The 23351-nt window shown below is 70.7% G+C and carries 21 protein-coding genes; 8 read left to right on the top strand and 13 right to left on the bottom strand.

What is annotated here, in order from left to right; genetic code table 11:
• Positions 1 to 57: 57 nt before the first annotated feature.
• The 3 genes from prfA to ACFE86_RS05560 all read left to right on the top strand — a co-directional run bounded on the left by prfA (position 58) and on the right by ACFE86_RS05560 (position 3906).
• Positions 58 to 1143 carry a peptide chain release factor 1 gene (gene prfA / locus ACFE86_RS05570; protein ID WP_375454329.1) on the top strand — a complete coding sequence of 362 codons (1086 nt, stop codon included), beginning with the start codon at positions 58 to 60 and terminating at the stop codon, positions 1141 to 1143.
• A 226-nt stretch (positions 1144 to 1369) separates the two neighbouring features.
• A complete protein-coding gene (prmC, locus tag ACFE86_RS05565) occupies positions 1370 to 2209 on the top strand; it encodes a peptide chain release factor N(5)-glutamine methyltransferase (protein ID WP_375454348.1) in 840 nt (279 codons plus the stop codon).
• 428 nt (positions 2210 to 2637) lie between these two features.
• Complete coding sequence (locus ACFE86_RS05560) at positions 2638 to 3906, top strand: DUF4167 domain-containing protein (protein WP_375454328.1); 1269 nt, start codon at positions 2638 to 2640, stop codon at positions 3904 to 3906.
• 53 nt (positions 3907 to 3959) lie between these two features.
• On the opposite strand, the gene ACFE86_RS05555 is transcribed toward ACFE86_RS05560, so the two are convergent.
• The 4 genes from ACFE86_RS05555 to ACFE86_RS05540 all read right to left on the bottom strand — a co-directional run bounded on the left by ACFE86_RS05555 (position 3960) and on the right by ACFE86_RS05540 (position 7206).
• Complete coding sequence (locus ACFE86_RS05555; protein WP_375454327.1) at positions 3960 to 4757, bottom strand: hypothetical protein; 798 nt, start codon at positions 4755 to 4757, stop codon at positions 3960 to 3962.
• A 19-nt stretch (positions 4758 to 4776) separates the two neighbouring features.
• Positions 4777 to 5508: an RlmE family RNA methyltransferase gene (locus ACFE86_RS05550; protein WP_375454326.1), complete on the bottom strand. Its 732-nt coding sequence runs from the start codon at positions 5506 to 5508 to the stop codon at positions 4777 to 4779.
• Positions 5505 to 6599 carry a Ppx/GppA phosphatase family protein gene (locus ACFE86_RS05545; protein ID WP_375454325.1) on the bottom strand — a complete coding sequence of 365 codons (1095 nt, stop codon included), beginning with the start codon at positions 6597 to 6599 and terminating at the stop codon, positions 5505 to 5507. The genes ACFE86_RS05550 and ACFE86_RS05545 overlap by 4 nt, the downstream gene beginning before the upstream one ends.
• Before the next feature lie 133 nt (positions 6600 to 6732).
• The gene (locus tag ACFE86_RS05540) at positions 6733 to 7206 is read right to left on the bottom strand and encodes a response regulator (RefSeq protein ID WP_375454324.1); all 474 of its coding nucleotides are present in this window, start codon (positions 7204 to 7206) and stop codon (positions 6733 to 6735) included.
• Between the two features lie 338 nt (positions 7207 to 7544).
• On the opposite strand from ACFE86_RS05540, the gene ACFE86_RS05535 reads away from it, so the two are divergent.
• Positions 7545 to 8339 (top strand): cold-shock protein, encoded by a 795-nt coding sequence (locus ACFE86_RS05535; protein ID WP_375454347.1) that lies wholly within the window; start codon positions 7545 to 7547, stop codon positions 8337 to 8339.
• Positions 8340 to 8781: 442 nt separating this feature from the next.
• Here the strand turns inward: ACFE86_RS05535 and ACFE86_RS05530 are convergent, their stop codons facing one another.
• The 9 genes from ACFE86_RS05530 to ACFE86_RS05490 all read right to left on the bottom strand — a co-directional run bounded on the left by ACFE86_RS05530 (position 8782) and on the right by ACFE86_RS05490 (position 18281).
• Positions 8782 to 9747: an ABC transporter substrate-binding protein gene (locus ACFE86_RS05530; RefSeq protein ID WP_375454323.1), complete on the bottom strand. Its 966-nt coding sequence runs from the start codon at positions 9745 to 9747 to the stop codon at positions 8782 to 8784.
• Positions 9748 to 9808: 61 nt separating this feature from the next.
• Positions 9809 to 10696 (bottom strand): ABC transporter permease, encoded by an 888-nt coding sequence (locus ACFE86_RS05525; RefSeq protein WP_375454322.1) that lies wholly within the window; start codon positions 10694 to 10696, stop codon positions 9809 to 9811.
• Positions 10696 to 11505, bottom strand: a complete 810-nt coding sequence (locus ACFE86_RS05520) for an ABC transporter ATP-binding protein (protein WP_375454321.1) — start codon at positions 11503 to 11505, stop codon at positions 10696 to 10698. The genes ACFE86_RS05525 and ACFE86_RS05520 overlap by 1 nt, the downstream gene beginning before the upstream one ends.
• A 52-nt stretch (positions 11506 to 11557) precedes the next feature.
• Positions 11558 to 12508 carry an acetamidase/formamidase family protein gene (locus ACFE86_RS05515; RefSeq protein ID WP_375454320.1) on the bottom strand — a complete coding sequence of 317 codons (951 nt, stop codon included), beginning with the start codon at positions 12506 to 12508 and terminating at the stop codon, positions 11558 to 11560.
• 16 nt (positions 12509 to 12524) lie between these two features.
• A complete protein-coding gene (gene urtE, locus ACFE86_RS05510; RefSeq protein WP_375454319.1) occupies positions 12525 to 13244 on the bottom strand; it encodes an urea ABC transporter ATP-binding subunit UrtE in 720 nt (239 codons plus the stop codon).
• On the bottom strand, positions 13241 to 13951 hold the full coding sequence (locus ACFE86_RS05505; RefSeq protein ID WP_375454318.1) for an ABC transporter ATP-binding protein: 711 nt from the start codon (positions 13949 to 13951) through the stop codon (positions 13241 to 13243). The genes urtE and ACFE86_RS05505 overlap by 4 nt, the downstream gene beginning before the upstream one ends.
• Positions 13948 to 15066: an urea ABC transporter permease subunit UrtC gene (gene urtC, locus ACFE86_RS05500; RefSeq protein WP_375454317.1), complete on the bottom strand. Its 1119-nt coding sequence runs from the start codon at positions 15064 to 15066 to the stop codon at positions 13948 to 13950. Before urtC ends, ACFE86_RS05505 begins: the two co-directional genes overlap by 4 nt.
• Complete coding sequence (gene urtB, locus ACFE86_RS05495; RefSeq protein ID WP_375454316.1) at positions 15063 to 16712, bottom strand: urea ABC transporter permease subunit UrtB; 1650 nt, start codon at positions 16710 to 16712, stop codon at positions 15063 to 15065. Before urtB ends, urtC begins: the two co-directional genes overlap by 4 nt.
• A gap of 342 nt (positions 16713 to 17054) precedes the next feature.
• The gene (locus ACFE86_RS05490; protein WP_375454315.1) at positions 17055 to 18281 is read right to left on the bottom strand and encodes a transporter substrate-binding protein; all 1227 of its coding nucleotides are present in this window, start codon (positions 18279 to 18281) and stop codon (positions 17055 to 17057) included.
• Between the two features lie 231 nt (positions 18282 to 18512).
• On the opposite strand from ACFE86_RS05490, the gene ACFE86_RS05485 reads away from it, so the two are divergent.
• The 4 genes from ACFE86_RS05485 to ACFE86_RS05470 all read left to right on the top strand — a co-directional run.
• Positions 18513 to 18887: a transposase gene (locus ACFE86_RS05485; RefSeq protein ID WP_375454314.1), complete on the top strand. Its 375-nt coding sequence runs from the start codon at positions 18513 to 18515 to the stop codon at positions 18885 to 18887.
• Positions 18888 to 19333: 446 nt separating this feature from the next.
• Entirely contained in the window at positions 19334 to 20671 is a 1338-nt protein-coding gene (locus ACFE86_RS05480; RefSeq protein WP_375454313.1) for an MFS transporter, read from the top strand.
• Between the two features lie 189 nt (positions 20672 to 20860).
• Complete coding sequence (gene cyoA / locus ACFE86_RS05475; protein WP_375454346.1) at positions 20861 to 22021, top strand: ubiquinol oxidase subunit II; 1161 nt, start codon at positions 20861 to 20863, stop codon at positions 22019 to 22021.
• Between the two features lie 42 nt (positions 22022 to 22063).
• Positions 22064 to 23351 (top strand): cbb3-type cytochrome c oxidase subunit I (locus ACFE86_RS05470; protein WP_375454312.1); only part of this gene is annotated, 1288 nt, incomplete at its 3' end.

Here is a 23351-nt window from a genome sequence, read left to right as displayed (position 1 = left end):
TGCCCGTATCGATCCGAAGCCTCGTTTCCGTCCGCGTGTCGGAGTAGACACCGGTCGATGATCCCCTTCCCCCCCGACCGCCTCGACGCCATCCTCGTGCGCCACGACATCGTCACCGGCACGCTCGCCGCGGGCGACGGGAACTCCGAGAGCATCGTGCAGCTCTCGCGCGAATTGTCGGACCTCGATCCGGTGGTCGCCGGCATCCATGCCTACCGCGCGGCCGCCGCCAACCTCGCCGAGGTCGAGGCGCTGATCGACGAGCCGGGCGGCGACCCCGAGATGCGCGCGCTCGCCGCCGACGAGAAGCCGGACGCCGAAGCCGCCCTGGTGCGTGCGCACCGCGACCTCCAGCTCATGCTGCTGCCCAAGGACGCGGCCGACGAGAAGAGCGCGATCCTCGAAGTCCGCGCCGGCACCGGCGGTGACGAGGCGGCGCTGTTTGCCGGCGACCTGTTCCGGATGTACGGCCGCTACGCCGAGTCGAAGGGCTGGAAGGTCGAGGTGATCTCCGAGAGCGAGGGCACCGTCGGCGGCTACCGCGAGGTCGTGGCCGAGGTGAAGGGCCGCGGCGTCTTCGCCCGCCTCAAGTTCGAGAGCGGGGCCCACCGCGTCCAGCGCGTGCCCGACACCGAGACGCAGGGGCGCATCCACACCTCGGCCGCCACCGTCGCGGTGCTGCCGGAGGCCGAGGAGGTCGACATCGTCATCAACGACGCCGACCTGAAGATCGATACGATGCGCTCGCAAGGCGCGGGCGGCCAGCACGTCAACAAGACCGAATCGGCGATCCGCATCACCCACCTGCCGTCCGGCATCGTGATCTTCGTCCAGGAGGAGCGGTCGCAGCACAAGAATCGTGCGCGCGCGATGTCGCTGCTGCGGGCCAAGCTCTACGACGCCGAGCGCACCGCCAAGGACGCGGTGCGCGCCGCCGACCGCAAGTCGCAGGTCGGCAGCGGCGACCGCTCGGAGCGCATCCGCACCTACAACTTCCCGCAAGGCCGCGTCACGGACCACCGCATCAACCTGACCCTGTACAAGCTGGAGGAGATGCTGGCCGGCACGGCGCTCGACGAACTGGTCGACGCGCTGGTCACCGAGCATCAGGCCGAGCTGCTCGCGGCCGAGGGGATGGCGTGATCCGTCTTCCGGGCGCGGCCGGCCCGGCCCGCTCGATGATCGCCCGGAGGCACGCAGGGGTCGAAGCGATCGGGCGGGACGCGGGTGCCGCGGGGTGCCGTCGAGGGCGACCGGGACGCCGCTCCGCCGGCCCGCGGGAACGCCGGCGCTCGCCTGCCCCCGGGGACGGGCGTTGAATCGAACCGGCTTCGATCCCGCGCTCTCGCGCCGCGACGTGCTGCGGCTGATGTCCGAGCACTTCCTCGCGCAGGGCATCCCCGGAAGCGATGCGCGCTTCCTCCTCCTCGGCGTGCTCGGCCTGCGCAACATCGACGTGGCGCTGCACGGCGGGCGCCAGATCGGTTCCGAAGGGGCCGCGAGGCTCGATGCCGCGCTGCGGCGGCGGCTCGCGGGCGAGCCCGTCGCCCGCATCCTCGGGGCCTGGGAGTTCTGGGGCCTGCCGTTCCGGCTCTCGCCCGAGACGCTGGTGCCGCGGCCCGACTCAGAGACCCTGGTCGAGGCGGCCCTGCGCGGCGTTCCCGACCGCGCCGCGCGGCTGCGCCTCCTCGACCTCGGCACCGGCAGCGGCTGCATCCTGGTCGCGCTTCTGAGCGAACTGCCCCGCGCCACGGGCATCGGCCTCGACCGCTCGGAGGGCGCGTTGCACACGGCCCGCGCCAACGCCGCGGAGAACGGCGTGGCCGACCGGGCCGGGTTCGTCGCGGCCGACTGGTGCGATCCGCTCGCCGGGCAGTTCGACCTCGTGGTCGCAAATCCCCCCTATATCGCCGGCGCGGCGATCGCCGGCCTCGATCGCGAGGTGCGCGAGCACGATCCCGCGCTTGCCCTCGACGGCGGCGTCGACGGACTCGATGCCTATCGCCGGATTCTCGAAGGCGTGTCGGGCGGTCTGCTCTCGGAACGCGGCACCCTCCATGTCGAGGTCGGGTTCGACCAGGCGCGCGCGGTCGCGGAGTACGGGGCGAAGGCCGGGTTCGCGGTGCGCGGCATCGCCCGCGATCTGGCGGGGCACGCGCGTACGGTGTCGTTCTCGCACCGCCCGGCGGCGGCGTCCCGGCAGGCCTGAAGCGCCGCGATCTCGGAAAAATGGGGAAATCCTTGTCGAGCCTCCGCTTGGGCGCGCGTGGCGGCTTGCGCATCGCGAACGATCCGTTAAGACGGACGACCGTAAGTTCGGTGCAGACCATCTCCGCCGGGATGTGGACCGAACACGCCGCCGCCGATCAGACGCAGGCTCGTTCACGGGCAGCGGCTCGGCGGTTTTTGAACCTGACAATCGACAGGCGTCCTGGACGCGCACGTAGGCCCCGAGGGATCGGGACAGACGGCCGGTAGGCGAGCGGATCGCGGATCGTCGTGGATGATCCGGCCGCGGGCGTCGGCGAGGACCCGCAAGCGCGGCTCTTCCGGCCTCACCGCCTTCCCAGGACCGGACGCGCCTTTCGCACGAACGAGGGTCATCTGAGACCGATGAGACCAAACCAGAACCGACGGGTGCGCGGCCGCAACCGGCCGAAGGGCCCCAATCCGCTGACCCGATCCTACGAATCCAACGGTCCCGACGTCAAAGTCCGCGGCACGGCCCAGCACATCGCCGACAAGTACGCGCAGCTCGCGCGGGACGCCCAGGCGGCGGGAGACCCGGTCGCGGCTGAGAACTACTTCCAGCACGGCGAGCATTATTTCCGGATCATCTCCGGCGCGCAGGAGCAGGGACGCCCGCAAGGCGGCGGCTATGCCTCGCGGTCGTTCGACGACGACATGGAAGACGGCGACGACGACCAGGGCGGCGACGCCAACGGACAGGGCTACGCCGGATACGGTGCCGAGTACGGCGATCCGGGCCAGCAGCCGCAGCCCTACGAGATGCGCAACGACAACGGCCAGCAGGACGGGCGCCAGGATCGGAATCAGCAGGACCGCGTGCAGCCGGACCGTCCGGGCCAGAACCGCGGCGACCGGCAGGAGCGTCGCGACCGTTTCCAGAACAACCGCAACGACCGGCCGCGCTTCGACAACGGTGCCCGTTTCGACAACCAGCGGCCAGATCAGGGTCGGCAAGACCAGGGTCGGCAAGACCAGAATCGGCAGGACAACGGGCCGCGGCCGGACCAGGCGCGCCCCGATTACGATCGTCAGGATGCGCCGCGCCAGACCTTCAACCGGCCGGATTCCGGGCGCCAGGATTACAACCGCCAGGAGAGCCGGCCGGAAAGCCGACAGGAGCCGCGCGGCGATCACGGCCGCCGGGACCAGCAGCGCGAGGCGTTTCCGCACCAGGATCAGCCTCGCCAAGATCAGCCTCGCACCGACGCCCCCCGCGAGGGCCGCTACGAGAACGGCCGCGCGGAGCCGCAGCGCCGGGACGCGCGGCCCGATGCCCGGCAAGATACGCGCGCCGAGGCTCCGGTCCGGAGCGAAACTGCCGCCAGGACCGAGGCCCCCGCCAGGACCGAAGTCCCCGTCAGAACCGAAGCCCCGGCCGGGACCGAGGCGTCCGCCCGCCGCGAACGCCGCCGCGAGGAGCCGCGCCCCGTCGCCGAGGAGCCGACGGGCCTGCCGGCCTTCCTGACGACGCCGTCGCGGCTGCCGTTCACGGCCGAGCCTACCGCGGCGGACGCGCAGGTGCCGGGACAACCCGCGTCCGCCGGCGACGAGGCGCCGGCGCCGAAGGTGCGCCGCCGCCGCCGCCCGCGCTTCGAGGCCACCGAGGGCTCGACGGACGCCAAGCCCGCGACCGACGGCGACCCCTCCGTCGAGTGAGTGATCGCCGGACGGTCGGAAAGGGCCGCCCCGGTTCCCCGGGGCGGCCTTCGTCATGTTGGGGCTCTACTCCCTGAGCCGCACCGCGCGGCCGCCCAGTCCGGGTAGGCCCGGACGCGGTGGATCAGGCGGCGATGGCGTGCGGCCTCGCCGAACGGTGCCAGTTCCCAGTCCCAGGTGTGGACGGCCTCCGGTAGGGCGATCCCGTGCATCAGGTCGAGCCGGTCGGTGACGGCGCCGGCGCGATCCTCCTCGCGCGCGTCGATGTCGGTGATCAGGCAGACGCGCGCACCGAGGCGGTCGAGGGCCGCGAGGTGTGCGGCGACGATCCCGGCGCCGAGGCCGGGCGGAACGCTCAAGCCCCGCGATTCGAAGCGGTCGATCGGCAGGATCGGCAGTTGCGACAGCAGGTTGGCGGAGAGGACGAAGTCCGCGCCGGCGCAAGCGCCGGCGAGCGGATCGGACTCGATCGGCCCTTCTCCCAGAAGCCACCGGCCGGTGCCGCCGAGATCGATGGTCGCGCGCGCGACGTTCGCGTGGCGGCGTGCGCGGACCCGCGCCGGCCAGGGATGCACCGCATCGACGAGCACCACCTGCGTGAAGGCGGCGGCGAGGTCGGCGAGCGGCACGTCGTCGAGGAGCCCGGAACCGAGGACGACGGCGCGCCGCCGTGATCGCAGGTCCGCGAAAGCCGCGCGCACGACCGCGCGCGAGGCCGCGAGGTGAGGCGCCCAGGCCGTGCGGCAGCGGCGCGAGCGCGCCTGCAGCGACACGCTCTCGCGCAGGTATCCGAGGCGGCGCAGGTGCGCAGGTGCGGGCGTGCCGAGGTAGAGCGCCCATTCGCGCAGCATCGGCGGGCGGCGTCCCGGATCAGTCCGCGTCCGGCTCGGCCGCCGACGCGCCGGCGCGCGCCCCGCGATAGCCCGTCGCCAGCACGTAGAGCTCGCTCGAATCGGCCCGACTCGCGTTCGGCTTGACGTGGCGCACCACGGCGAAGTCGCGCTTGAGGTCGGCGAGCAGGGCGGTCTCGGTGCCGCCCTGGAGCACCTTGGCGAGGTAGGCGCCGCCCGGCGCCAGGACCTCGCGGGCGAACGCGGCCGCGGTCTCGGCGAGCCCGATGATGCGCAGGTGGTCGGTCTTCTTGTGGCCGGTGGCGTTGGCCGCCATGTCCGACAGGACGAGGTCGGCCGGCCCGCCGAGCAGGCCGGTGAGGCGCTCGGGCGCCTCGGGGTCAAGGAAGTCGAGGGTGATGAAGTCCACCCCCGGCATCGGCTCGATCTCCAGGAGGTCGATGCCGACGATGCGGCCCGTCGCGCCGACGACCTTAGCAGCGACCTGCGACCAGCCTCCCGGCGCCGCACCGAGATCGACGATGCGCTGGCCGGGTCTCAGGAGCTTGAACCGCTCGTCGATCTCGATGAGCTTGTAGGCCGCGCGCGAGCGAAAACCCTCGCGCTTGGCCCGGGCGACGTAGGGATCGTTGAGCTGGCGCTCCAGCCAACGCTTCTGTGACAGCGTGCGCCCGCGCCCGGTCTTCACCCGCTGCTTGAGGTCGCCGCGGACCCCGCCCGTCGCGCTCGTCCCGCCGCGCCTGTCGCTCACCGGTAGCCCCCGCGGCGCCAGACGCCGTCCTCGCGCATCATGTTCATCAGCAGTCCCTCGCGCAGGCCCCGGTCGGCGATGCGCAGGCGCTCGGCCGGGAAGGCGCGCCGGATCGCCTCCAGAATCGCGCAGCCGGCGAGCACCAGATCGGCGCGGTCGCGCCCGATGCACGGGTTCTCCGCACGCTGGTCGAGGCGAGTGTCGAGGAGGTCGTCGATCGCGCCGGAGACCTCCGCGTCGCTCATCCAGAGCCCGTCGACGCGGCGGCGCTCGTAGCGCACGAGGCGCAGGTGCATGGCGGCGATCGTCGTCACCGTGCCGGAGGTGCCGAGCAGGTGGAAGCCGGGGGCGGTGGCCGCCGCCGCCGCGCGGATCGCGAAGGGGCCGAGCATCCCGGCCACCTCCTCGACCATGCCTTCGAACATCCTCCGCGTGACCTCGGCCCCGCCGTGCCGCTCGGCCAGCGTCACCACGCCGACGGGCAGCGAATCCCAGGCACGGATGCGCAGGGTCGGGTCGGTCGAGGGGTTGGCCGCCGCCCCGTCGAGCCACGCGATCTCGGTGGAGCCGCCGCCGATATCGAAGATCACCACGGATTCCGCCTGCGGGTCGGCGAGCGCGGCGCAGCCGGTGACCGCGAGGTAGGCCTCGGTCTGCCGGTCGACGATCTCGAGGTCGAGGCCGACCTCGGCGCGCACCCGCGCCACGAAGTCGGCTCCGTTCACCGCGAGGCGGCAGGCCTCGGTGGCGATGATCTTGGCGCGGCGCACGCCGCGGGCGCGCATCTTGCCCCGGCAGATCCGCAGCGCCTCGATCGTCCGCTCGATCGCCGCCTCGCCGAGGCGATCGGACGTGCCGAGGCCCTCGCCGAGGCGGACGATGCGCGAGAACGCGTCGATCACCCGGAAGCCGCGCGAGGCCGGCTCGGCGATCAGCAGGCGGCAGTTGTTGGTGCCGAGGTCGAGCGCGGCATAGGCGTTGCGGCGCACGTCCCGGTGCACGGCGGCGGCTGCGCCGCCCGGAGTCCCGGAGCCGGCCGATGGCCCCCCTTGAGGGCGGGCCGGCGCGGTGGCGCCACTCTCGTCCCTCATCGGCGGTGTCGCGCTTCCCCATCGCCGGCCCCGGCGCACGGCCCGGCCCTCGTTCGGGTTCGACCCTACTCGCTCGGCAGGGAACTGCAACGTCCGGCGCGCGCGAGGCGAGCCCGGGACGCGCGAAAACCGGTCAGGCCATCGACTTCACGAGGCTCGCGGCCCGGCTCGTCGGCCGCAGGAGGCTCTTCACCTGCGAATAGGGACGCGGACGGTTGATCACCTCGTCGAGGCGCGACCACAGGGTCTTGGGCGAGAACGGCTTCGCGATGATCTCGTTGACGCCGAGCGAGATCGCGCGGTCGACGACGTTGCGGCGCGGCTGGGCGAGCATCAGGATGATCGGCACCGTGGGGCAGGGCGAGGTCGAGGGCGTGCGCGCCAGCCGGATGAACTCCTCGCCCGAGAGGATCGCGAGGTCCCAGTCGATGATCGTGAGGTCCGGCTTGCTCTCGGCGAGCACGCCAAGCGCCTCCGCCCCGTCGGGCGCTTCGAGCACGCGCTTGATGCCGACGCGCATCAGCATGTCGCGCACGATGCGGCGGATGTAGAGGCTCTCGTCGACCACGAGGGCTGAAAAATCCGGGAAGGTCGGGGTCGCGATCATGCCGGGGCGGAGACGGGGGGCTGGCGGATGCCGGAACCCGTCGGTACGTCTACGCCACCGGCCTTTGCGCTTCCCTAACGCGATCCGTGGAACGCGGCAGCGTCCGCGCGTACCGCCCGGCGATCGCCAGCGGCGGTCGCCGGCGACGGGAAAGTGATGGAACCGCGGCCGGAACGACGACAAGGTCCTTGCAGTCAAGGCCCGATTGCGTCAGGACTGAGGCGTTATTCTTGGTTACCGCGACCGGGAGTGATGGGATTGCGGGGCGTGAGCTGTCTGGGATGGCGCGCACGCGGTATTCGAGACGCGGTCGGCGGACGGTTTTTGGCGAGCTTTCGATGGGACGTGGTCGTGATTTCCGGGGGCCGCAGAAGCGCGGCTTCGATGAGGGTGGCGCCGAGCCGAGATGGCCTGATCAGGCTCCCCCGAGCGGCGGCGGGTATGGCGGCGGCGGCTTCGGCGGCGGCGGCGGGGGCGGATTTGGCGGCGGTGCGCCGCGCGCCGCGGCAGCGCCCACGGGTCCCGAGCGCGATGCCACGGTGAAGTGGTTCAACAAGGAGAAGGGCTTCGGCTTCGTCGAGCTCGGTGACGGCTCGGGCGACGCCTTCCTCCACATCCGCGCCGTCGAGGCGGCGGGCCATGCCGACCTGATGCCGGGCACCCGGCTCACGGTCCAGACCGCGCAGGGCCAGAAGGGTCCGCAGGTCACCAACGTGACGAGCGTCGACACCTCGACGGCCGAGGCGGCGCCGCCCCGGCGCGAAATACGCGATGTGCGCCCGCCTCGCACCGGCGGCTTCGCCGGCGCGGGTGGCGGGTACGGTGCCGGCGGCGGTTATGGCGCCGGTGGCGGCGGCTATGCCGGTGGCGGCAGCAGCTACGGTGCGGGTGGCGGCGCCGGCCGCGTCGCATCCGGCCCCTCGACCGAGATGCAGGGCACCGTGAAGTGGTACGACCCGGCCAAGGGCTTCGGCTTCGTGTCGGTCAACGACGGCGGCAAGGACGTCTTCGTCCATCGCTCCGCCCTGTCGCGGGCCGGTCTCGATTCGCTGGCCGAGGGCCAGACCGTGACGCTCGCCGTGATCGACGGTCAGAAGGGCCGCGAGGCCCAGAGCATCAACGTCGACGATTGACCGGCGCGACGCGGCGGCTACCTATGCGCCGGGTTCCTGGGAATGATTCACGACGGCGGCCCCTAAGCGGGCCGCCGTTTCTCGTTGTGGGCCGTTCGGAAAGGTGTTTTGCATGCGCCATGCCTTCCGGCCGCGCGTTGCGCCCCTTCTCGGGCACTGGGCGGGGATTCTCGGGTGCTACGCCGAGGCGAATGCCGGCTTCGGGGGCGATCGGGATGTCCGCAAGCCGGGTGGCGTCCTGAAGCGAGATGCGCGCGGCTGGGCCACTGAACGACCCAGAGCATTTTCCCAGTGAGGTGGATGCCGGCTCACGTGAGAAAAATAATTTGGCCACACAAGAACTTAGAGCATTTCCTATGATCCGGAGATCATGGGAAATGCTCTGGCTCCGAGCGCGACCGGTGCCGCCAGGACGTCGCGACAGCACAACCGCGCCTGCGGCTCACTCGCCCGCGACAGCCTTGGCGATGAACTCGCGGCGCACGAAGGCGGCGTAGTCGGGCTGGGCCGCGAGGTTGCCCAGCGCGATCTGCGTGTCGAGGGCGATCTTCAGGGCGTCGGGCGTAATGTCGACGCTCTCCGGGTAGACCTTGTCGCCCATCATGCGCTTCACGGCGGCCTCGACCACCGCCGGGTCGAGATTCGGAAATTCCTTCTTCGCCACCGTGACGGCCTTGGCCGGCTCCGCCTGCATCAGCCGGATCGCGGCCTGCATCCCGTTGACGAAGGCCTGCGCGACGGCCGGATCGACGTCCTTGCGCGCGCTCACCGCCGAGAAGGCGTAGGGACCGTACTTCTCGGGGAAGCCGAGCACCACCTTCATGCCCTTGGCCGCGACCTGATCGAGGCCGGGCTCGTAGAGCACCGCGACCTTGGCTTGGCCCGCAAGGAACGGACCGGGCTCGGTGCCGAGCTGGACCTGGGTCAGGGTGACGTCGTCCTTGCTCATCCCGTTCTCCTTGAGGAGCTTCAGGAAGAGGGACGTGCTCGTCGTCGGCATCAGGCCGGTGACGATGGTCTGGCCCTTTAGATCCTTCACGTCCTTGAACGGGAAGTCCGGCGTCGTCGCGATCCAGACCGCGGCGCCGTTCACGACGTTGGCGATCACGCCCACCGGCGCGCCCTTCGAGGCCGCGACCGCCGTCCATTCGGGTCCGTGGATCGAGAACTGCGCGCTCTTCGAGATCACGGCCGACAGCGCCACGCTCGGCGCGCCGGCGGTCTCCTTGGTGACCTCGATGCCGGCATGCTCGAACAGGCCCTCGTCGATGGCGACGTAGAGCGGCAGGTAGAGCATCGACTGGAAGGCTTGGCTGACCGTGGCCTTCAGCGCCGCCGCGGACGCCGGCGCGGTGCCGAACATCAGGGCGCCGGCAAACGCTGCGAGGAGGGGGCGACGCTTGATCATGGCGGGTGACTCTTTTTCACGAGGATACGCGAAGACGGCGTTCCGGCCGCCGGCCGAGCGGTCAGACCTGGACGCTTCCCGCGGTGCTGACCTGCCGCCAGGGCAGGATGCGGCGTTCTGCGAAATCGATGACGTGGTAGAGGACGAAGCCGACGAACATCAGCACGAACAGCCCGACCCAGACGGCATTGAGGTCGTAGAGCGAGGAGGCATTGTAGATCAGGTGGCCGAGGCCCGCCTGGGACGAGATGAACTCGCCGACCACGGCGCCGACGAGCGCGAAGCCGACGTTGATGCGGAACATGCCGATGATCGCCGGCAGCGTCGAGGGCACGATGACGGAGCGGAAGATCCGGTTCTTCGATGCGCCCATCGAGGCGAGCAGCGCCTGGAGATCGGGGTCGGCGTCGCGGGCGGCCTGATAGGCGGCGATGAGCGCGACCAGCGCGGTCAGCGAGACCGCGAGCGCCACCTTCGAGACGAAGCCGGTGCCGAACCACAGGATGACGATCGGCGCCAGCGCGATCTTCGGCACCGAGTTGATCGCGACGATGAACGGCTCGACGATGCGGGCGACCAGCACCGAGTACCACAACCCCAGCCCCGCGACCGAGCCGAGGATGGTGCCGATCACGAAGCCGAGGATCGCCTCGACCACGGTGAGCCAGGTGTCGCGGGCGAGGCTGCCGTCGCGGACGCTAGCCAGGAACACCCGCCAGATCCCCGACGGCGCACCGACGAGGAACTCGGTGAGCCAGCCGGCATCCACCGCGACTTCCCAGGCGGCGAAGAACACGGCGACCGCGAGGAGCTGGATCAGGCCGCGGCCGAGGTTGGTGTCGATCGCCCGCGCCAGCGGGCCGGGCCTGCGCCGGGTCGCGGCCGCCTTCTGGCGGACCGGCGCCTTCGCGGCGGGGGCGTCGGTGCCGGACACGGCCTGCATCGCCATCAGGCGGCCTTCGCGCGGGTCTGGGCGCGGGTCTGGATGTCGAGTTCGCCGCAGAGGGTGTGGAAGTATTCGGAGAAGCGCGGATCGCTGCGCGCGCCGATCGGCGAGCGGTCGCTGAGGGCGATGTCGTGCACCGCCTTCACCCGGGCCGGACGGTTGCCGAGCACCACGACGCGCTTCGAGAGCGCCACCGCCTCGTCGATGTCGTGGGTCACGAGCACCACGGTCTTGTCGTAGGTCTCGACCGCGTCGAGCAGCACGCCCTCCAGGTAGAGCCGCGTCTGGTAATCCAGCGCCGAGAACGGTTCGTCGAGCAGCAGGATGTCCGGGTCCATGATCAGCGTCCGGATCAGCGCCGCGCGCTGCCGCATCCCGCCGGACAGGGTCTTGGGATAGGCGTTCTCGAAGCCCGACAGGCCGAAGCGGGCGAGGTAGTCCCGCGCGGTTTCGGTCGCGCGCTTGGGGTCGATGCCCTTCATCTCCAGGCCGAGCATCACGTTCTGGAGCACGGTGCGCCAGGGGAACAGCAGGTCCTTCTGCATCATGTAGCCGACCCGGCCCGACAGGCCGGGCACGGCTTCGCCGCGGAAGCGCATCGTGCCCGCGTCCGGCTCGAGCAGGCCGGCGATGACGTTGAACACCGTGGTCTTGCCGCAGCCGGACGGGCCGATGATGCTGACGAAATCGCGCTCGTAGATATCGAAGCTCAGGCCGTCGAGCACCGGCACGGCGCCGCCCTTGGCCGGGAACGCCTTGCGGATTCCCGTCAGGGAAAGCTGGACGTCCCGGCCGCTCGCATCCGCATCCATCACGACAACTCCACGCATCGGACGAGGCGAGCAAGCCTCGGGCCACGGCCCATCAGCCGGCAGCCGTCAGGGCCGATTTCGGCATCAGCATGTGCACGCCCTTGTTGCCGTCGACCGTCTGCGTGATGCGCAGGTTCCCGGCGAGCGAGCACAGCATGTAGGCCTGGTTGCGGGTCAGCTTTGTTCGGGCGCAGAGGTGCTTGATCATCTCGCGCAACGCCTGCCGCATCGCCTCGTCGAGGCTCTCGTGCAGGCCGATCGACATCAGGTCGGTGGGCGTCTCGGCGAACGGCCAGTCGTAGCCCAGGTCCTTGCGCACGGTGAGCCGGAACGTGCCGGTGAGGCCGGTCTCAAGCGCCGTGATGCAGACCTCGCCGTCGCCCTGCACCCCGTGGCCGTCGCCCGCATAGAAGCCGGCGCCCGCGTTGTAGACCGGCAGGTAGAGGGTCGAGCCGACCTTGAGCTCCTTGTTGTCCATGTTGCCGCCGAAGCCGCGGGGCACCGGCGTGCCGACCCGGCCCCAGGCGGCGGGCGGCGCGGTGCCGAGGATGCCGAAGAACGGATCGAGCGGCAGCTCGGTGCCCCAGGGCAGCACGCAGACGCCGCGGGCGACGTCGATGTCGGGGTGGATGGTCTCGTACTCGGTGAACTCGTCCGGCAGCGTGCCGAGCAGCGGCAGGATCGCGACGAAGCCCCAGTCCTGGCGGAACTTCTGATCGAGGATCTCGACCTGGAGCACGTCCCCGGGCTCGGCGCCGCGGACGTGGACCGGACCGGTGACGAAGTGCGGGCCGGGGCCCTGCACGCAGGTGTCGAGCGCCGTCAGCAGGTCGGCCGGCACGCGGGCCGGGTCGGGATGGAGCGATTCGCGCCCGCCGGCCGGGAACGAGTGCAGGGTGACGGTGTCGCCGGATTCGATCTCCAGCACCGGGGGGAGAGCGGCATCGAAGTAGCCCAGCACCATCGTGTCGGGGGTCGCGGGGATCTCGTGATGCGTCGGCATGGGTTCTCCTTCCGGGTCAGACGGCGATGTGGCGGGACAGGTCGGCGTGGCTGATCTCGCCGCGGGTGCCGCGCTCGACGACTTGGCCGCGCGAGAGCACGACGCAGGAATCGGCGAGCCGGATCGCGAAGTCGAGGTACTGTTCCACGAGAAGCACGGTGATCCGCCCCTTGAGCCCTGCGATCACCGCCTCGATCGCCGAGACGATGGAGGGTTGGATGCCCTCGGTCGGCTCGTCGAGCAGGAGCAGGCGCGGCCGGGTGGCGAGCGCGCGGGCGATAGCGAGCTGCTGCTGCTGGCCGCCCGAGAGGTTGCCGCCGGGCCGGTGCCAGAGGTCGCGTAGCGCCGGAAAAAGGGCCGCCGCCTCGTCGATCGCGTCGGTCCGCTCCAGCCCGTGGGCGCGGGCGGCGACGCGCAGGTTCTCGGCGACGGTGAGGTCGGAGAAGATCTCGCGGCCCTGCGGCACGGTGGCGAGGCCCGCCCGCGCCCGCCGGTCGGAGGAGAGCGGCCCGACCTCGGCGCCGTCAAACGCGATCCGGCCGCTGCTCGCCGGGATCAGGCCACTGAGACAGCGCAGCAGCGTGGTCTTGCCGGCGCCGTTGCGCCCGAGCACCGCGAGGCAGGCTCCGGGCTCGATCGACAGCGCGACGCCGCGCAGCACCTGGGCGCTGCCGTAATGCTGGTCGAGGCCCTCGACGTCGAGGCGCATCGGGGCTTGCGCTGAGGGCGTGCTCATCGGCCGAGGAACACCTCGATCACGCGGGCGTCGGCGCGGGCGCCCTGCATGCCGCCCTCGTAGAGCGTGCGGCCCTCGTGCAGCACCGTCACCCGGTCGGCGATCGCCTCGACGAACACCATGTCGTGCTCGATCACCAGGATGGCGCGGTCGGGCCGGCGTAGGGCGTGGATCAGCGCGGCGGTGCGTTCGGTCTCCGAATCCGACAATCCGGCCACCGGCTCGTCGAGGAGGATGATCTTCGGATCGGACGCCAGCACCATGCCGATCTCGAGCCACTGCTTCTCCCCGTGGGCGAGCGACCCCGCGAGCGCGTCCTCGCGCGGGTCGAGCCCGGTCTCGGCGAGCACCTCGGCGATGCGCGCGGCGCGCAGGCGCGGAACCATCGCGGTGCCGCAGCCGATGTCGAGGTTTTCGCGGACCGTGAGGGCGGGGAAGACGCTCGGCTTCTGGAACTTGCGCCGGACGCCTGCCCGCGCGATCTCGGTCTCGGAGCGTCGGGTCAGGTCGAGGGTGTCGCCGAACATCACCCGGCCGCTCCGGGGCTTGGTGATCCCGGAGATCACGTCGAGCAGCGTGGTCTTGCCGGCGCCGTTCGGGCCGATCACGGCGCGGACCTCGCCGGCATCGACGGCGAGCGAGAGCGCATCGAGCGCCCGGAAGCGGCCGAACACGACGCTCAGGTTCTCGACGACGAGGGCGCTCACGGGCCGATTCCGGCGCGGAACCATGTCGGGCGAAGCCTCAGCGTCGCGAGGTCGAGCAGGCCGTTGGGCAGGCCGAGCACCACGAGGAGAACCAGCCCGGAGAGGACGAACGGCCACGCCTCCGGCATCGCGGCGCTGAGCCAGAACTTCAGCGCGTTGACCGCGACCGCGCCGATCACCGCGCCGCCGAGCCGGCCCATCCCGCCGACCGCCACCCAGACCGCGATCTCGATCGAGAGGTCGGGCGCGAGCACCCGCGGGTTGATGATGCCGACCTGCGGCACGTAGAGCACGCCGGCCAAGGCCGCGAGCGTCGCCGAGAGGCACCAGACCCCGAGCTTGAGCCGCGTCGTGCTGTGGCCGAGCGTGCGCAGCCGGGTCTCGTCGTCGCGGCAGGCGAGCATGCGCCGGCCGATCCGGCCCGCGACGAGGGCGCGGGTGCCGACGAGCACTGCCGCGAGCGCCAGCAGCGCCGCCACGGCGAGGCCGGTGACGACTCCGGGCGAGCCCATCGGATACCCGAACAGCAGCGGGAAGCCGGTCATGCCGTTGTTGCCGCCGAGGCCGGTGTCGTTGCGGAACATCAGCAGCATCGCAACGTAGACGAGCGCCTGGCTGATGATCGAGAAGTAGACGCCGTTCACCCGCGAGCGGAACGAGGCGAAACCGAACACGAAGGCGACCGCCGCCGCGAGCGCCAGCGCCAGGAACAGGGCGTAGGGCGCGCTGGTCAGGCCGAACCAGTAGGCCGGCAGGCTCTTCCAGCCCATGAACTGCACGAAGTCCGGCGCGACGCCGGTGACGGAAAAGGCGTGCGCGAGCAGGTGCATGGCGCAGACGTAGCCGCCGATCGCGAAGAACAGCCCGTGCCCGAGACTGAGGATGCCGAGATAGCCCCACACGAGATCGAGCGACACGGCGAGGATCGCGAAGGCGGCGAGTTGGCCGACCGCGTTGACGAGGTAGGGGGCCGGCGACAGCGTCACGAGGCCGAGGCAGGCTGCGAGGATCGCCAGCAGCACGCCGGCCAGCAGCGGGTCGCGCAGGAAAGCGGCGCCGAGCCGCCGCGGTGGTGCTTGGATGGGAGCACGGACGGCGTCGGTTCCGCCGCTCATCGCCGTCGCTTTGCGGCAAACAGTCCTTCGGGGCGCCGCTGCAGGAACAGGATGATGCCGACGAGCACGATCACCTTGGCCGCGACCGCGCCGTAGAACGGCTCGATCAGCACGTTGGCGCCGCCGATCCCGAGGGCGGCCACCAGCGTTCCCACCACCGTGCCGACGCCGCCGAGCACCACCACCATGAAGCTGTCGACGATGAAGTTCGCGCCCATCCCCGGGTTCACGCTGTAGATCGGGCAGAGCGCGACGCCCGCGAGCCCGGCGAGCCCCGAGCCGAAGCCGAAGGCGAGGCGGTCGACCCGGCGGGTGCGGATGCCAAGCGCGCCGGCCATGTCGCGGTTCTGGGTGACGGCGCGGATATCGAGCCCGAGCGGCGTGCGCTTGAGGATCAGGAGGGTCGCGGCCAGCGTCACCGCGGCGAAGGCGATCGCGAACAGCCGGTTCCAGGTGACGATGAAGTCGGCATAGAGCGGCACGCCGCCGCTGACGTAGGACGGCATCGAAAATTGCAGGTTCTGCGAGCCGAGCCCGACGCGCACGCCGTTGATCAGGAACAGGCTCACCGCCCAGGTGGCGAGCAGGCTCATCAGCGGCCGCCGGTAGAGGTGGCGCAGGATCAGAGCTTCGATGGCGATGCCGACGAGCGCGGCGGCGAGGAACGCGACGGGGATCGCTGCCAGCAGATAGAGGTCGAGGAGGCCGGGGGCGAGGGCGCGAAATGCCTGCTGCACGCCATAGGCGGCGTAGGCGCCGACCATGATGAACTCGCCCTGGGCGAGGTTGATCACGCCCATCAGGCCGAAGATGATCGCGAGGCCGGCCGCCGCCATGAACAGGATGCTGGCAAAGCTCAGGCCGTTATAGGCGAGCGCCAGCCCGTTGCCGATCGCCACCGCGCGCTCGACCCGCGCGATCCCCGCATCCAGCGCGCCGCGGAAGGTCGGGTCGGCGCCGTAGGCCGGGTCGGTCTTCAGCGCCGCGAGCCGCGACAGGGCCGCGCTCGACGGTGCGTCGGCGATGGCCGCGATCGCCGTTCGGCGGCGCGCCGGGTCGGGCGCGTTCAACGCCGCCGCCTGCATGGCCTGGAGGATCGCGTTGCGCAGGCCGATGTCCGTCTCGGCGGCGCGGGCGCGGTCGAGGATGGCATCGGCCTCCGGTACGCTTCCGATCCGCCGCCCCAGGGCGGAGAGTCCGGTCGCGCGCGCCTCCGCGTTCACGCCCGTGAGCAGTCCCACGATCCCCGCACCCGTCTCGACCAGTCCGCGCTGGCGCAGGCCGAGGACCGGCGAGCGCGCACCCGTCGCCGAGGCCGCGGCCCCGGTCGCCGCGTCACGACCTTCGGCCGCCCCGGCGCGCTCGAGGAGGATGGCGGATTCCCCGGTGCAGGCGAGGCGCCGGTCGAGCAGGGCCCGCAGGATCGTACCCGCGAAGGCGAGGTCGTCGGGGGCGGCGGTCGCGGCGGAGCCGATGATCGCCTCCGCGCCCCGGCTCACGGCCGCGCCGTCGCCGCAGAAGGATTTCGCGAGGGCCGCCCGGTCGAACGCGGCGGCCGCCCAAGCTGCGGTCGTTGGAAGGAGGAGCAGGACGAGCGCGAAGGTCACGGCGACGACCGAGGCGGACGATCCGGCGGACCACGTCACCGCATGAAACATGGGCGGCGCGACCGGTCCCCTCTCCCCGCGTGCGGGGAGAGGCCCGACTGCACGCCGTCGTGCAGCCGGGGAGCGAGAGGCGAAGCCGAAGCGACGGTGAGGGAACGAGCCCGGACGAGACGCATCCGGCATCACCCCCTCACCGTCGGCTGCCGCCTTGGCTCGCGACGACGACAAGGTCGTCGCAGCCCTCTCCCCGCAGGCGGGGCGAGGGGATGCGCGGCTACCGACGCGTCAGGCGCCGGGCTGTGTGAATCCGCAGGCCCTATCGGAGAGCGGACCCGCGTCCGGGCCGGAAGCCATGGCCGACGTGTCGCTTGCTCGCGCGCCTCAGCCATACGGGCTGAACGGCACGGGCTTGGGGGCGTCCGGCGACTGCCACAGCACGTCGAAGCCGCGCTTCTCGTTGACCGAGCCGATGAACACGCCGCGCGACACGTAGTTGTTCTCGCCCGTCATCGTCATCGTGTAGCCCGACGGGCCGTCGTAGCTGAGGCCGGCGAACGCCTTGCGCACGTCCGGCACCGCGAAGCTCTTGGCCTTGGCCGCGGCCAGCGCCCAGAGGTGGACGCTGTCGTAGGCCGAGACCATCGGATCGATCACCGTGTCGGCGCTGAAGGGCACGTTCTTCGCCTTCACGTAGGCGGCCCAAGCGGCGAGGAACGTCTTGTTGCCCTCGCCCTTGGCGGCCTGGAGGTAGGCCCAGCAATTGAGGTGGCCGACGAGCTTGGTCGTGTCGAGGCCCTCGAGATCCGCCTCGACCATGTCGAGCCCAAGGATCGGCACGTCGGTGGCCAGGATGCCCTGGTTGGCGAATTCGCGCAGGAAGTCGGGGATCGAGGAGCCGACGACGGTGAGCACCACGATCGCCTGCCCGCCCGGCTGGCTGGCGAAGCTGCGGACCTGGTTCACCAGCGTCTGGAAGTTCGAGAACCCGAGCGGCACGTATTCCTCGCGCCACGCGCTCTCGGCGATGCCCTTGGAGGTCCAGTAGCCCTTCAGGATCTTGTTGATGGTGCGCGGCCAGACGTAGTCCGAGCCGATCATGAAGAACCGCTTGGCGGAGACGCCCTCCGCCCCCATCAGGTAGTCGACCGCCGGCAGGACCGAACTCGACGGCGGCGAGTTCACGTAGACGACGTTCTTCGAGTTCTCCTCGCCCTCGAAGTGAAGCGGATAAAACAGAAGCCCGTCGTTCTGCTCGACCACCGGCAGCACGGATTTCCGCGACACCGAGGTCCAGCAGCCGAACAGGGCCGCGACCTTCTCCTGTTGCAGCATCTGACGGCCGATCTGGGCGTAGAGCGGCCAGTCCGAGGCCGGGTCCGAGGTGATCACCTCGACCTGGCGCCCGTTGACGCCGCCCTTGGCGTTCAGCTCGTCGGCGGCCATGCGCACGACGTAGTTCAGCCGGCCCTCGATGTTGGCCATCGTGCCGGACGACGAGAACAGGCAGCCGAGCTTGACCGTATCCGCCGCACGGGCCGGGCGGATCAGCGCGGGCGCGGCGAGCGCCGCCGCGGTCCCGATCAAGCCCCGTCTCGTGAATTCGACCATCGGACCCGTGCTCCCCGCTGAACGGGACGGATTGTCCGGTCTCCGGGCGCTGCGGGGAAGGCCAAAGAGGCTGCAGGAGCGGCACGGTCATGCGCAAATCCGCGGCGACGCGCTCACAGGGCGGGCGCCGGCGCCGCTAAACGTCAAAATTCACGTTGCGGCCGCGGCCGCCGGCCGGTCCGCTTCTTGCTGGTCCTGACGCGGCCTGAGAGCGTGACGGGGAGCCTGCGCATGCGTCGATCCCACCATACGGATGCGGAGATCGCGTTCCTGCTGAGGGAGGCCGAGGCCGGCATCGCCATCGCGAGCATCTGCGCGGCGGCCCACGTCTCGGTCGGGACGTTCTACCGGTGGCGGCGCCGGCTCGGCGGCCTGCCGCCCGCCGGCATCGCACGCCTCGGCCGGGTCGAGCGCGAGAACGCGACGCTGCGCGCGGAGGTCCTGCGCCTGCGCCAAGCCCTCCGGCCCATGCCGGCATCGACCGCCGGGCCGGAGGCGCGCCGGTCACCGGGTCCGGGCAGCGATCCGCGCCATCCGGCGACCGTGCGCCACCGCGACGGCAGCGCCTCGGTCGGACGCTACGCCTTCGTCAGGACGGCGAACTGACGGTTCCCGGCCTTCGGCCCGCCTCGGCGGTTCTCAGGCATCATACGCGATCACGGTATGACGCACGACCAAGTAGAAACGAGTTCCGCCGGGGGACTGGCGCAGATGAAGCCGCGGCGCCCGATCCGTCGGACGCCGGCCTCGCGGGCACCGGGCGAGCCGGGGTGACCCGCCCTGCGGCCGTAGCGGAGGCCCGGCTCCGCTCACTGCAAGACCGCATCGTGCGATCGGGCGGGCGTCCTGCGCCAGGGCCGCGATCGATAGGCGTCGACGGCGGCTCCGGTCCCTGTGCGCCGGGCGCGAGGTCGGGACACGCTTCGCGATCACGCGCCCGCATCGTCCGTGCGGCGAAAGCGGATGTTTCCCGACCAGGCTAGGTGCGCTACGCATCCTGAGCCGACGGCGTCGCGAAATCGTCGTCCCATCGAGCTGGACGGCCATCCGCCATGACTCCTGAGCCCGCCCTGGCCTCTTCCAACGCCCTGGAGCGCGACGCGCGGGCGACCTCCGCCGGCCACAAGGTCGCGCCGGGAGAGATCGCCATCGGCGTGGTGATCGGGCGCGCCTCCGAGTATTTCGACTTCTTCGTCTACGGCATCGCCTCGGTGCTGGTGTTCCCGAAGGTGTTCTTCTCGTTCGAGCCCGACGCGCTGACCGCGACGCTGTACTCGTTCGCGGTGTTCGCCCTGGCCTTCGTCGCCCGCCCGGTTGGGTCGGCGGTCTTCATGGCCGTGGATCGCCGTCACGGGCGCGGCGTCAAGCTGACGATCGCCCTGTTCCTGCTGGGCGGCTCGACGGCGGCGGTGAGCTTCCTGCCGGGCTACGCCTCGATCGGCGCCGCCTCGATCTGGCTGCTCGCGGGCTTGCGCATCGCGCAGGGGCTGGCGCTCGGCGGCGCCTGGGACGGGCTCGCCTCGCTGCTGGCGCTCAACGCGCCGCGGGAACGGCGCGGCTGGTACGCGATGATGCCGCAGCTCGGCGCGCCGCTGGGCTTCATCGTGGCGAGCGCGCTGTTCTCGTTCTTCCTCGTCAACCTCGACGCGGCCGACTTCCTCGAATGGGGCTGGCGCTTCCCGTTCTACTGCGCCTTCACGATCAACGTCGTCGCGCTGTTCGCCCGCCTGCGGCTGGTGGCCACCGCGGAGTTCGTGCGGCTGATGGAGCAGGGCCGGCTCGCGCCGGTGCCGGTGCTCGACCTGCTGCGCCACCACGCCCTCGACGTGTGGATCGGCGCGTTCGTGCCGCTGGCCGCCTTCGCCCTGTTCAACCTCGTGACGATCTTCCCGATCAGTTGGCTGACCCTCTTCACCGACCGGTCGGCGGGCGAGTTCCTGATCGTGCAGTGCTCGGGCGCCATCGTCTGCGCCGGCGCCGTCGCCGCCTCCGGGCTGATCGCCGACCAGATCGGGCGGCGCAGGACGCTGCTCCTCAGCTCGGGCCTGATCGCGGCCTTCGCGCTCGGCAGCATCATCGCGCCGCTGGTGTTCGGCGAGAGCGCCATCGGCCAGACCATGTACGTCACGATCGGCTTCATGCTCATGGGCCTTGCCTACGGGCAGACCGCCGGCGCGGTGACCGCGCGGCTCGGCGCACGCTACCGCTATACCGGCGCAGCCCTGACCTCGGACCTCGCGTGGCTGTTCGGCGCAGGTTTCGCGCCGCTCGTGGCGCTCGGCCTCTCCGCCCGGTACGGGCTGTGGATGGTCGGCCTGTACCTGCTGTCGGGTGCGGCGGCATCGCTCCTTGCCCTCGCCCTCGACCGTTCCGAGATGAGGCAGATGTAGCCGCGCGGTCGCGCGGGCACCCCATCCGACCAGACTTAGCGATCGCGCCGGACGGCCGACGGCCCGACGGCAAGGCAAACCGAGTTGACCGCCGTGGCACGCTCCGCCTCAAGCCCGCTCCAAGGCTCACGCCAAGACCCGCTCCCAGGACATGGCCGCCCGAGAGACCGCGCCGGGACGGCGCGCAGGCTGCTCCGGGCGCTGGCCGCCCTCTCCGCCTCCACCCTGCTCGCCGGCTGCAACCTCGTGGTGATGCAGCCCTCGGGCGACGTGGCGGTGCAGCAGCGCAACCTCGTCCTCGCCTCGGTCGGGCTGATGCTGCTGATCGTGCTCCCGGTCATCGCGTTCACGCTGCTCTTCGCGTGGCGCTATCGCGCGGCCAACACCGAAGCCCGCTACGATCCCGACTGGCACCACTCGACCCAGCTCGAAGTGGTGATCTGGACGGCGCCGCTGATGATCATCATCGCGCTCGGCGCGCTCACCTGGATCAGCACCCACACCCTCGACCCGTTCCGGGCGCTGAGGCGCCTCGACGCCGCGCGCCCGCTCGCCGCCGGCGTCAAGCCGCTCACCGTCGAGGTCGTGGCGCTCGACTGGAAGTGGCTGTTCTTCTACCCCGAATACGGGATCGCCACGGTCAACGAGCTCGCCGCCCCCGTGGACCGGCCGATCGACTTCAAGATCACCGCCGCCTCGGTGATGAACGCCTTCTACGTCCCGGCGCTCGCCGGCATGATCTACGCGATGCCCGGCATGCAGACGCAGCTCCACGCGGTGATCAACAAGGCCGGCGAGTATGCCGGGCTGTCGTCGCACTACAGCGGCAGCGGCTTCTCGCGCATGACGTTCAAGTTCCACGCCCTCGACGAGGCCGGCTTCGGGCAGTGGGTCGCCAAGGCCAAGGCCCAGGGCTCCGAACTGAGCCGCGAGGGCTACCTCGCCCTGGAGAAGCCGAGCGAGGCCGAGCCGGTCAGGTACTACAACGCCGTGGCCGACGGCCTGTTCGGCTCGATCCTCAACATGTGCGCCGTGCCGGGCAAGATGTGCATGAGCGAGATGATGACGATCGACGCCAAGGGCGGCGCCGGCAAGGACTCGACCGAGAACCGCGAGCGGCTGCGCTACGACAACCGCCACATCCTGCGCGGCGACGAGCCGCCGGCCGCCACCGCTCCAGCCTCCGGCCGCCCCCCGCGGGGTGTGGAGCAGCCGCAGGGCATGAAGCCGGACGCGCAGAACCCGCACGTCCACGACCAGACCTCGCACGGGGCCGGTTCGCATCCCGGCCACGACATGCCGGCGCCGGAGCGCGACTCCGCGGCGCCGTCCCAGCGCAACAACGACTGACGCCGGCTCGACGCCGCCAGAACTCTTGAACGGGCCGATCCCATGTTTGCGAATCCGGACCTCCAGAAGCTCATCTTCGGACGGCTCTCGCTGCAAGACATCCCGTACCACGAGCCGATCCTGCAGATGACCTTCGCCATCGTGGCGCTCGGCGGGATCGTCGTCGTCGGTGCGATCACCTATTACCGCTTCTGGGGCCCGCTGTGGCGGGACTGGCTGACCTCGGTCGATCACAAGAAGATCGGCATCATGTACATCATCCTCGCGCTGGTGATGCTGCTGCGGGGCTTTGCCGACGCGATCATGATGCGCGCGCAGCAGGCGGTGGCGTTCGGCGCCAACGAAGGCTACCTGCCGCCACACCACTACGACCAGATCTTCACGGCGCACGGCGTGATCATGATCTTCTTCGTGGCGATGCCGTTCGTCACCGGGCTGATGAACTACGTCGTGCCCCTCCAGATCGGCGCGCGCGACGTCGCCTTCCCGTTCCTGAACAATTTCAGCTTCTGGATGACGGTCTCCGGCGCCATGACCATCATGGCCTCGCTGTTCGTGGGCGAGTTCGCCCGCACCGGCTGGCTCGCCTACCCGCCGCTCTCGGGCGCGGACATGAGCCCCGGCGTCGGCGTCGACTACTACGTCTGGGCGCTGCAGATCGCCGGCATCGGCACGCTGCTCTCAGGGATCAACCTGATCGCGACCATCGTGAAGATGCGCGCGCCGGGCATGACCATGATGAAGCTGCCGATCTTCGTCTGGACCTCGCTGTGCACCAACGTGCTCATCACCGCCGCCTTCCCGATCCTCACCGCCGTCCTCGCGCTGCTGACGCTCGACCGCTACGTCGGCACGCACTTCTTCACGAACGACCTCGGCGGCAACCCGATGATGTACTTCAACCTCATCTGGATCTGGGGCCACCCGGAGGTCTACATCCTCATCCTGCCGGCCTTCGGCATCTTCTCGGAGGTGACCTCGACCTTCTGCGGCAAGCGCCTGTTCGGCTACGCCTCGATGGTCTACGCGACGGTGGTCATCACCATCCTGTCGTACTTGGTGTGGCTGCACCACTTCTTCACGATGGGCTCGGGCGCCAACGTGAACTCGTTCTTCGGCATCACGACGATGATCATCTCGATCCCGACGGGCGCCAAGATCTTCAACTGGCTGTTCACGATGTACCGCGGCCGCATCCGCTTCGAGCTGCCGATGATGTGGACCATCAGCTTCATGGTCACCTTCACCATCGGCGGCATGACCGGCGTGCTGCTCGCGGTGCCGCCGGCCGACTTCGTGCTGCACAACTCGCTGTTCCTGATCGCCCACT

Origin of the sequence: uncultured Methylobacterium sp. (assembly GCF_964244095.1) — a bacterium.
Lineage (GTDB): Bacteria > Pseudomonadota > Alphaproteobacteria > Rhizobiales > Beijerinckiaceae > Methylobacterium.
This window is presented reverse-complemented; position numbering and strand designations above follow the sequence as displayed.

What these genes read in the sequence shown, in the direction of transcription:
- ACFE86_RS05515 (WP_375454320.1), bottom strand. Translation starts at nt 12,508, where the DNA reads ATGCCGACGCATCACGAGATCCCCGCGACCCCCGACACGATGGTGCTG.
- prmC (WP_375454348.1), top strand. Translation starts at nt 1,370, where the DNA reads ATGTCCGAGCACTTCCTCGCGCAGGGCATCCCCGGAAGCGATGCGCGC.
- ACFE86_RS05480 (WP_375454313.1), top strand. Translation starts at nt 19,334, where the DNA reads ATGACTCCTGAGCCCGCCCTGGCCTCTTCCAACGCCCTGGAGCGCGAC.
- ACFE86_RS05530 (WP_375454323.1), bottom strand. Translation starts at nt 9,747, where the DNA reads ATGATCAAGCGTCGCCCCCTCCTCGCAGCGTTTGCCGGCGCCCTGATG.
- urtC (WP_375454317.1), bottom strand. Translation starts at nt 15,066, where the DNA reads ATGAGCGGCGGAACCGACGCCGTCCGTGCTCCCATCCAAGCACCACCG.
- prfA (WP_375454329.1), top strand. Translation starts at nt 58, where the DNA reads ATGATCCCCTTCCCCCCCGACCGCCTCGACGCCATCCTCGTGCGCCAC.
- urtE (WP_375454319.1), bottom strand. Translation starts at nt 13,244, where the DNA reads ATGAGCACGCCCTCAGCGCAAGCCCCGATGCGCCTCGACGTCGAGGGC.
- ACFE86_RS05490 (WP_375454315.1), bottom strand. Translation starts at nt 18,281, where the DNA reads ATGGTCGAATTCACGAGACGGGGCTTGATCGGGACCGCGGCGGCGCTC.
- ACFE86_RS05535 (WP_375454347.1), top strand. Translation starts at nt 7,545, where the DNA reads ATGGGACGTGGTCGTGATTTCCGGGGGCCGCAGAAGCGCGGCTTCGAT.
- ACFE86_RS05485 (WP_375454314.1), top strand. Translation starts at nt 18,513, where the DNA reads ATGCGTCGATCCCACCATACGGATGCGGAGATCGCGTTCCTGCTGAGG.
- ACFE86_RS05545 (WP_375454325.1), bottom strand. Translation starts at nt 6,599, where the DNA reads ATGAGGGACGAGAGTGGCGCCACCGCGCCGGCCCGCCCTCAAGGGGGG.
- ACFE86_RS05555 (WP_375454327.1), bottom strand. Translation starts at nt 4,757, where the DNA reads ATGCTGCGCGAATGGGCGCTCTACCTCGGCACGCCCGCACCTGCGCAC.
- ACFE86_RS05540 (WP_375454324.1), bottom strand. Translation starts at nt 7,206, where the DNA reads ATGATCGCGACCCCGACCTTCCCGGATTTTTCAGCCCTCGTGGTCGAC.
- ACFE86_RS05525 (WP_375454322.1), bottom strand. Translation starts at nt 10,696, where the DNA reads ATGGCGATGCAGGCCGTGTCCGGCACCGACGCCCCCGCCGCGAAGGCG.
- ACFE86_RS05520 (WP_375454321.1), bottom strand. Translation starts at nt 11,505, where the DNA reads ATGGATGCGGATGCGAGCGGCCGGGACGTCCAGCTTTCCCTGACGGGA.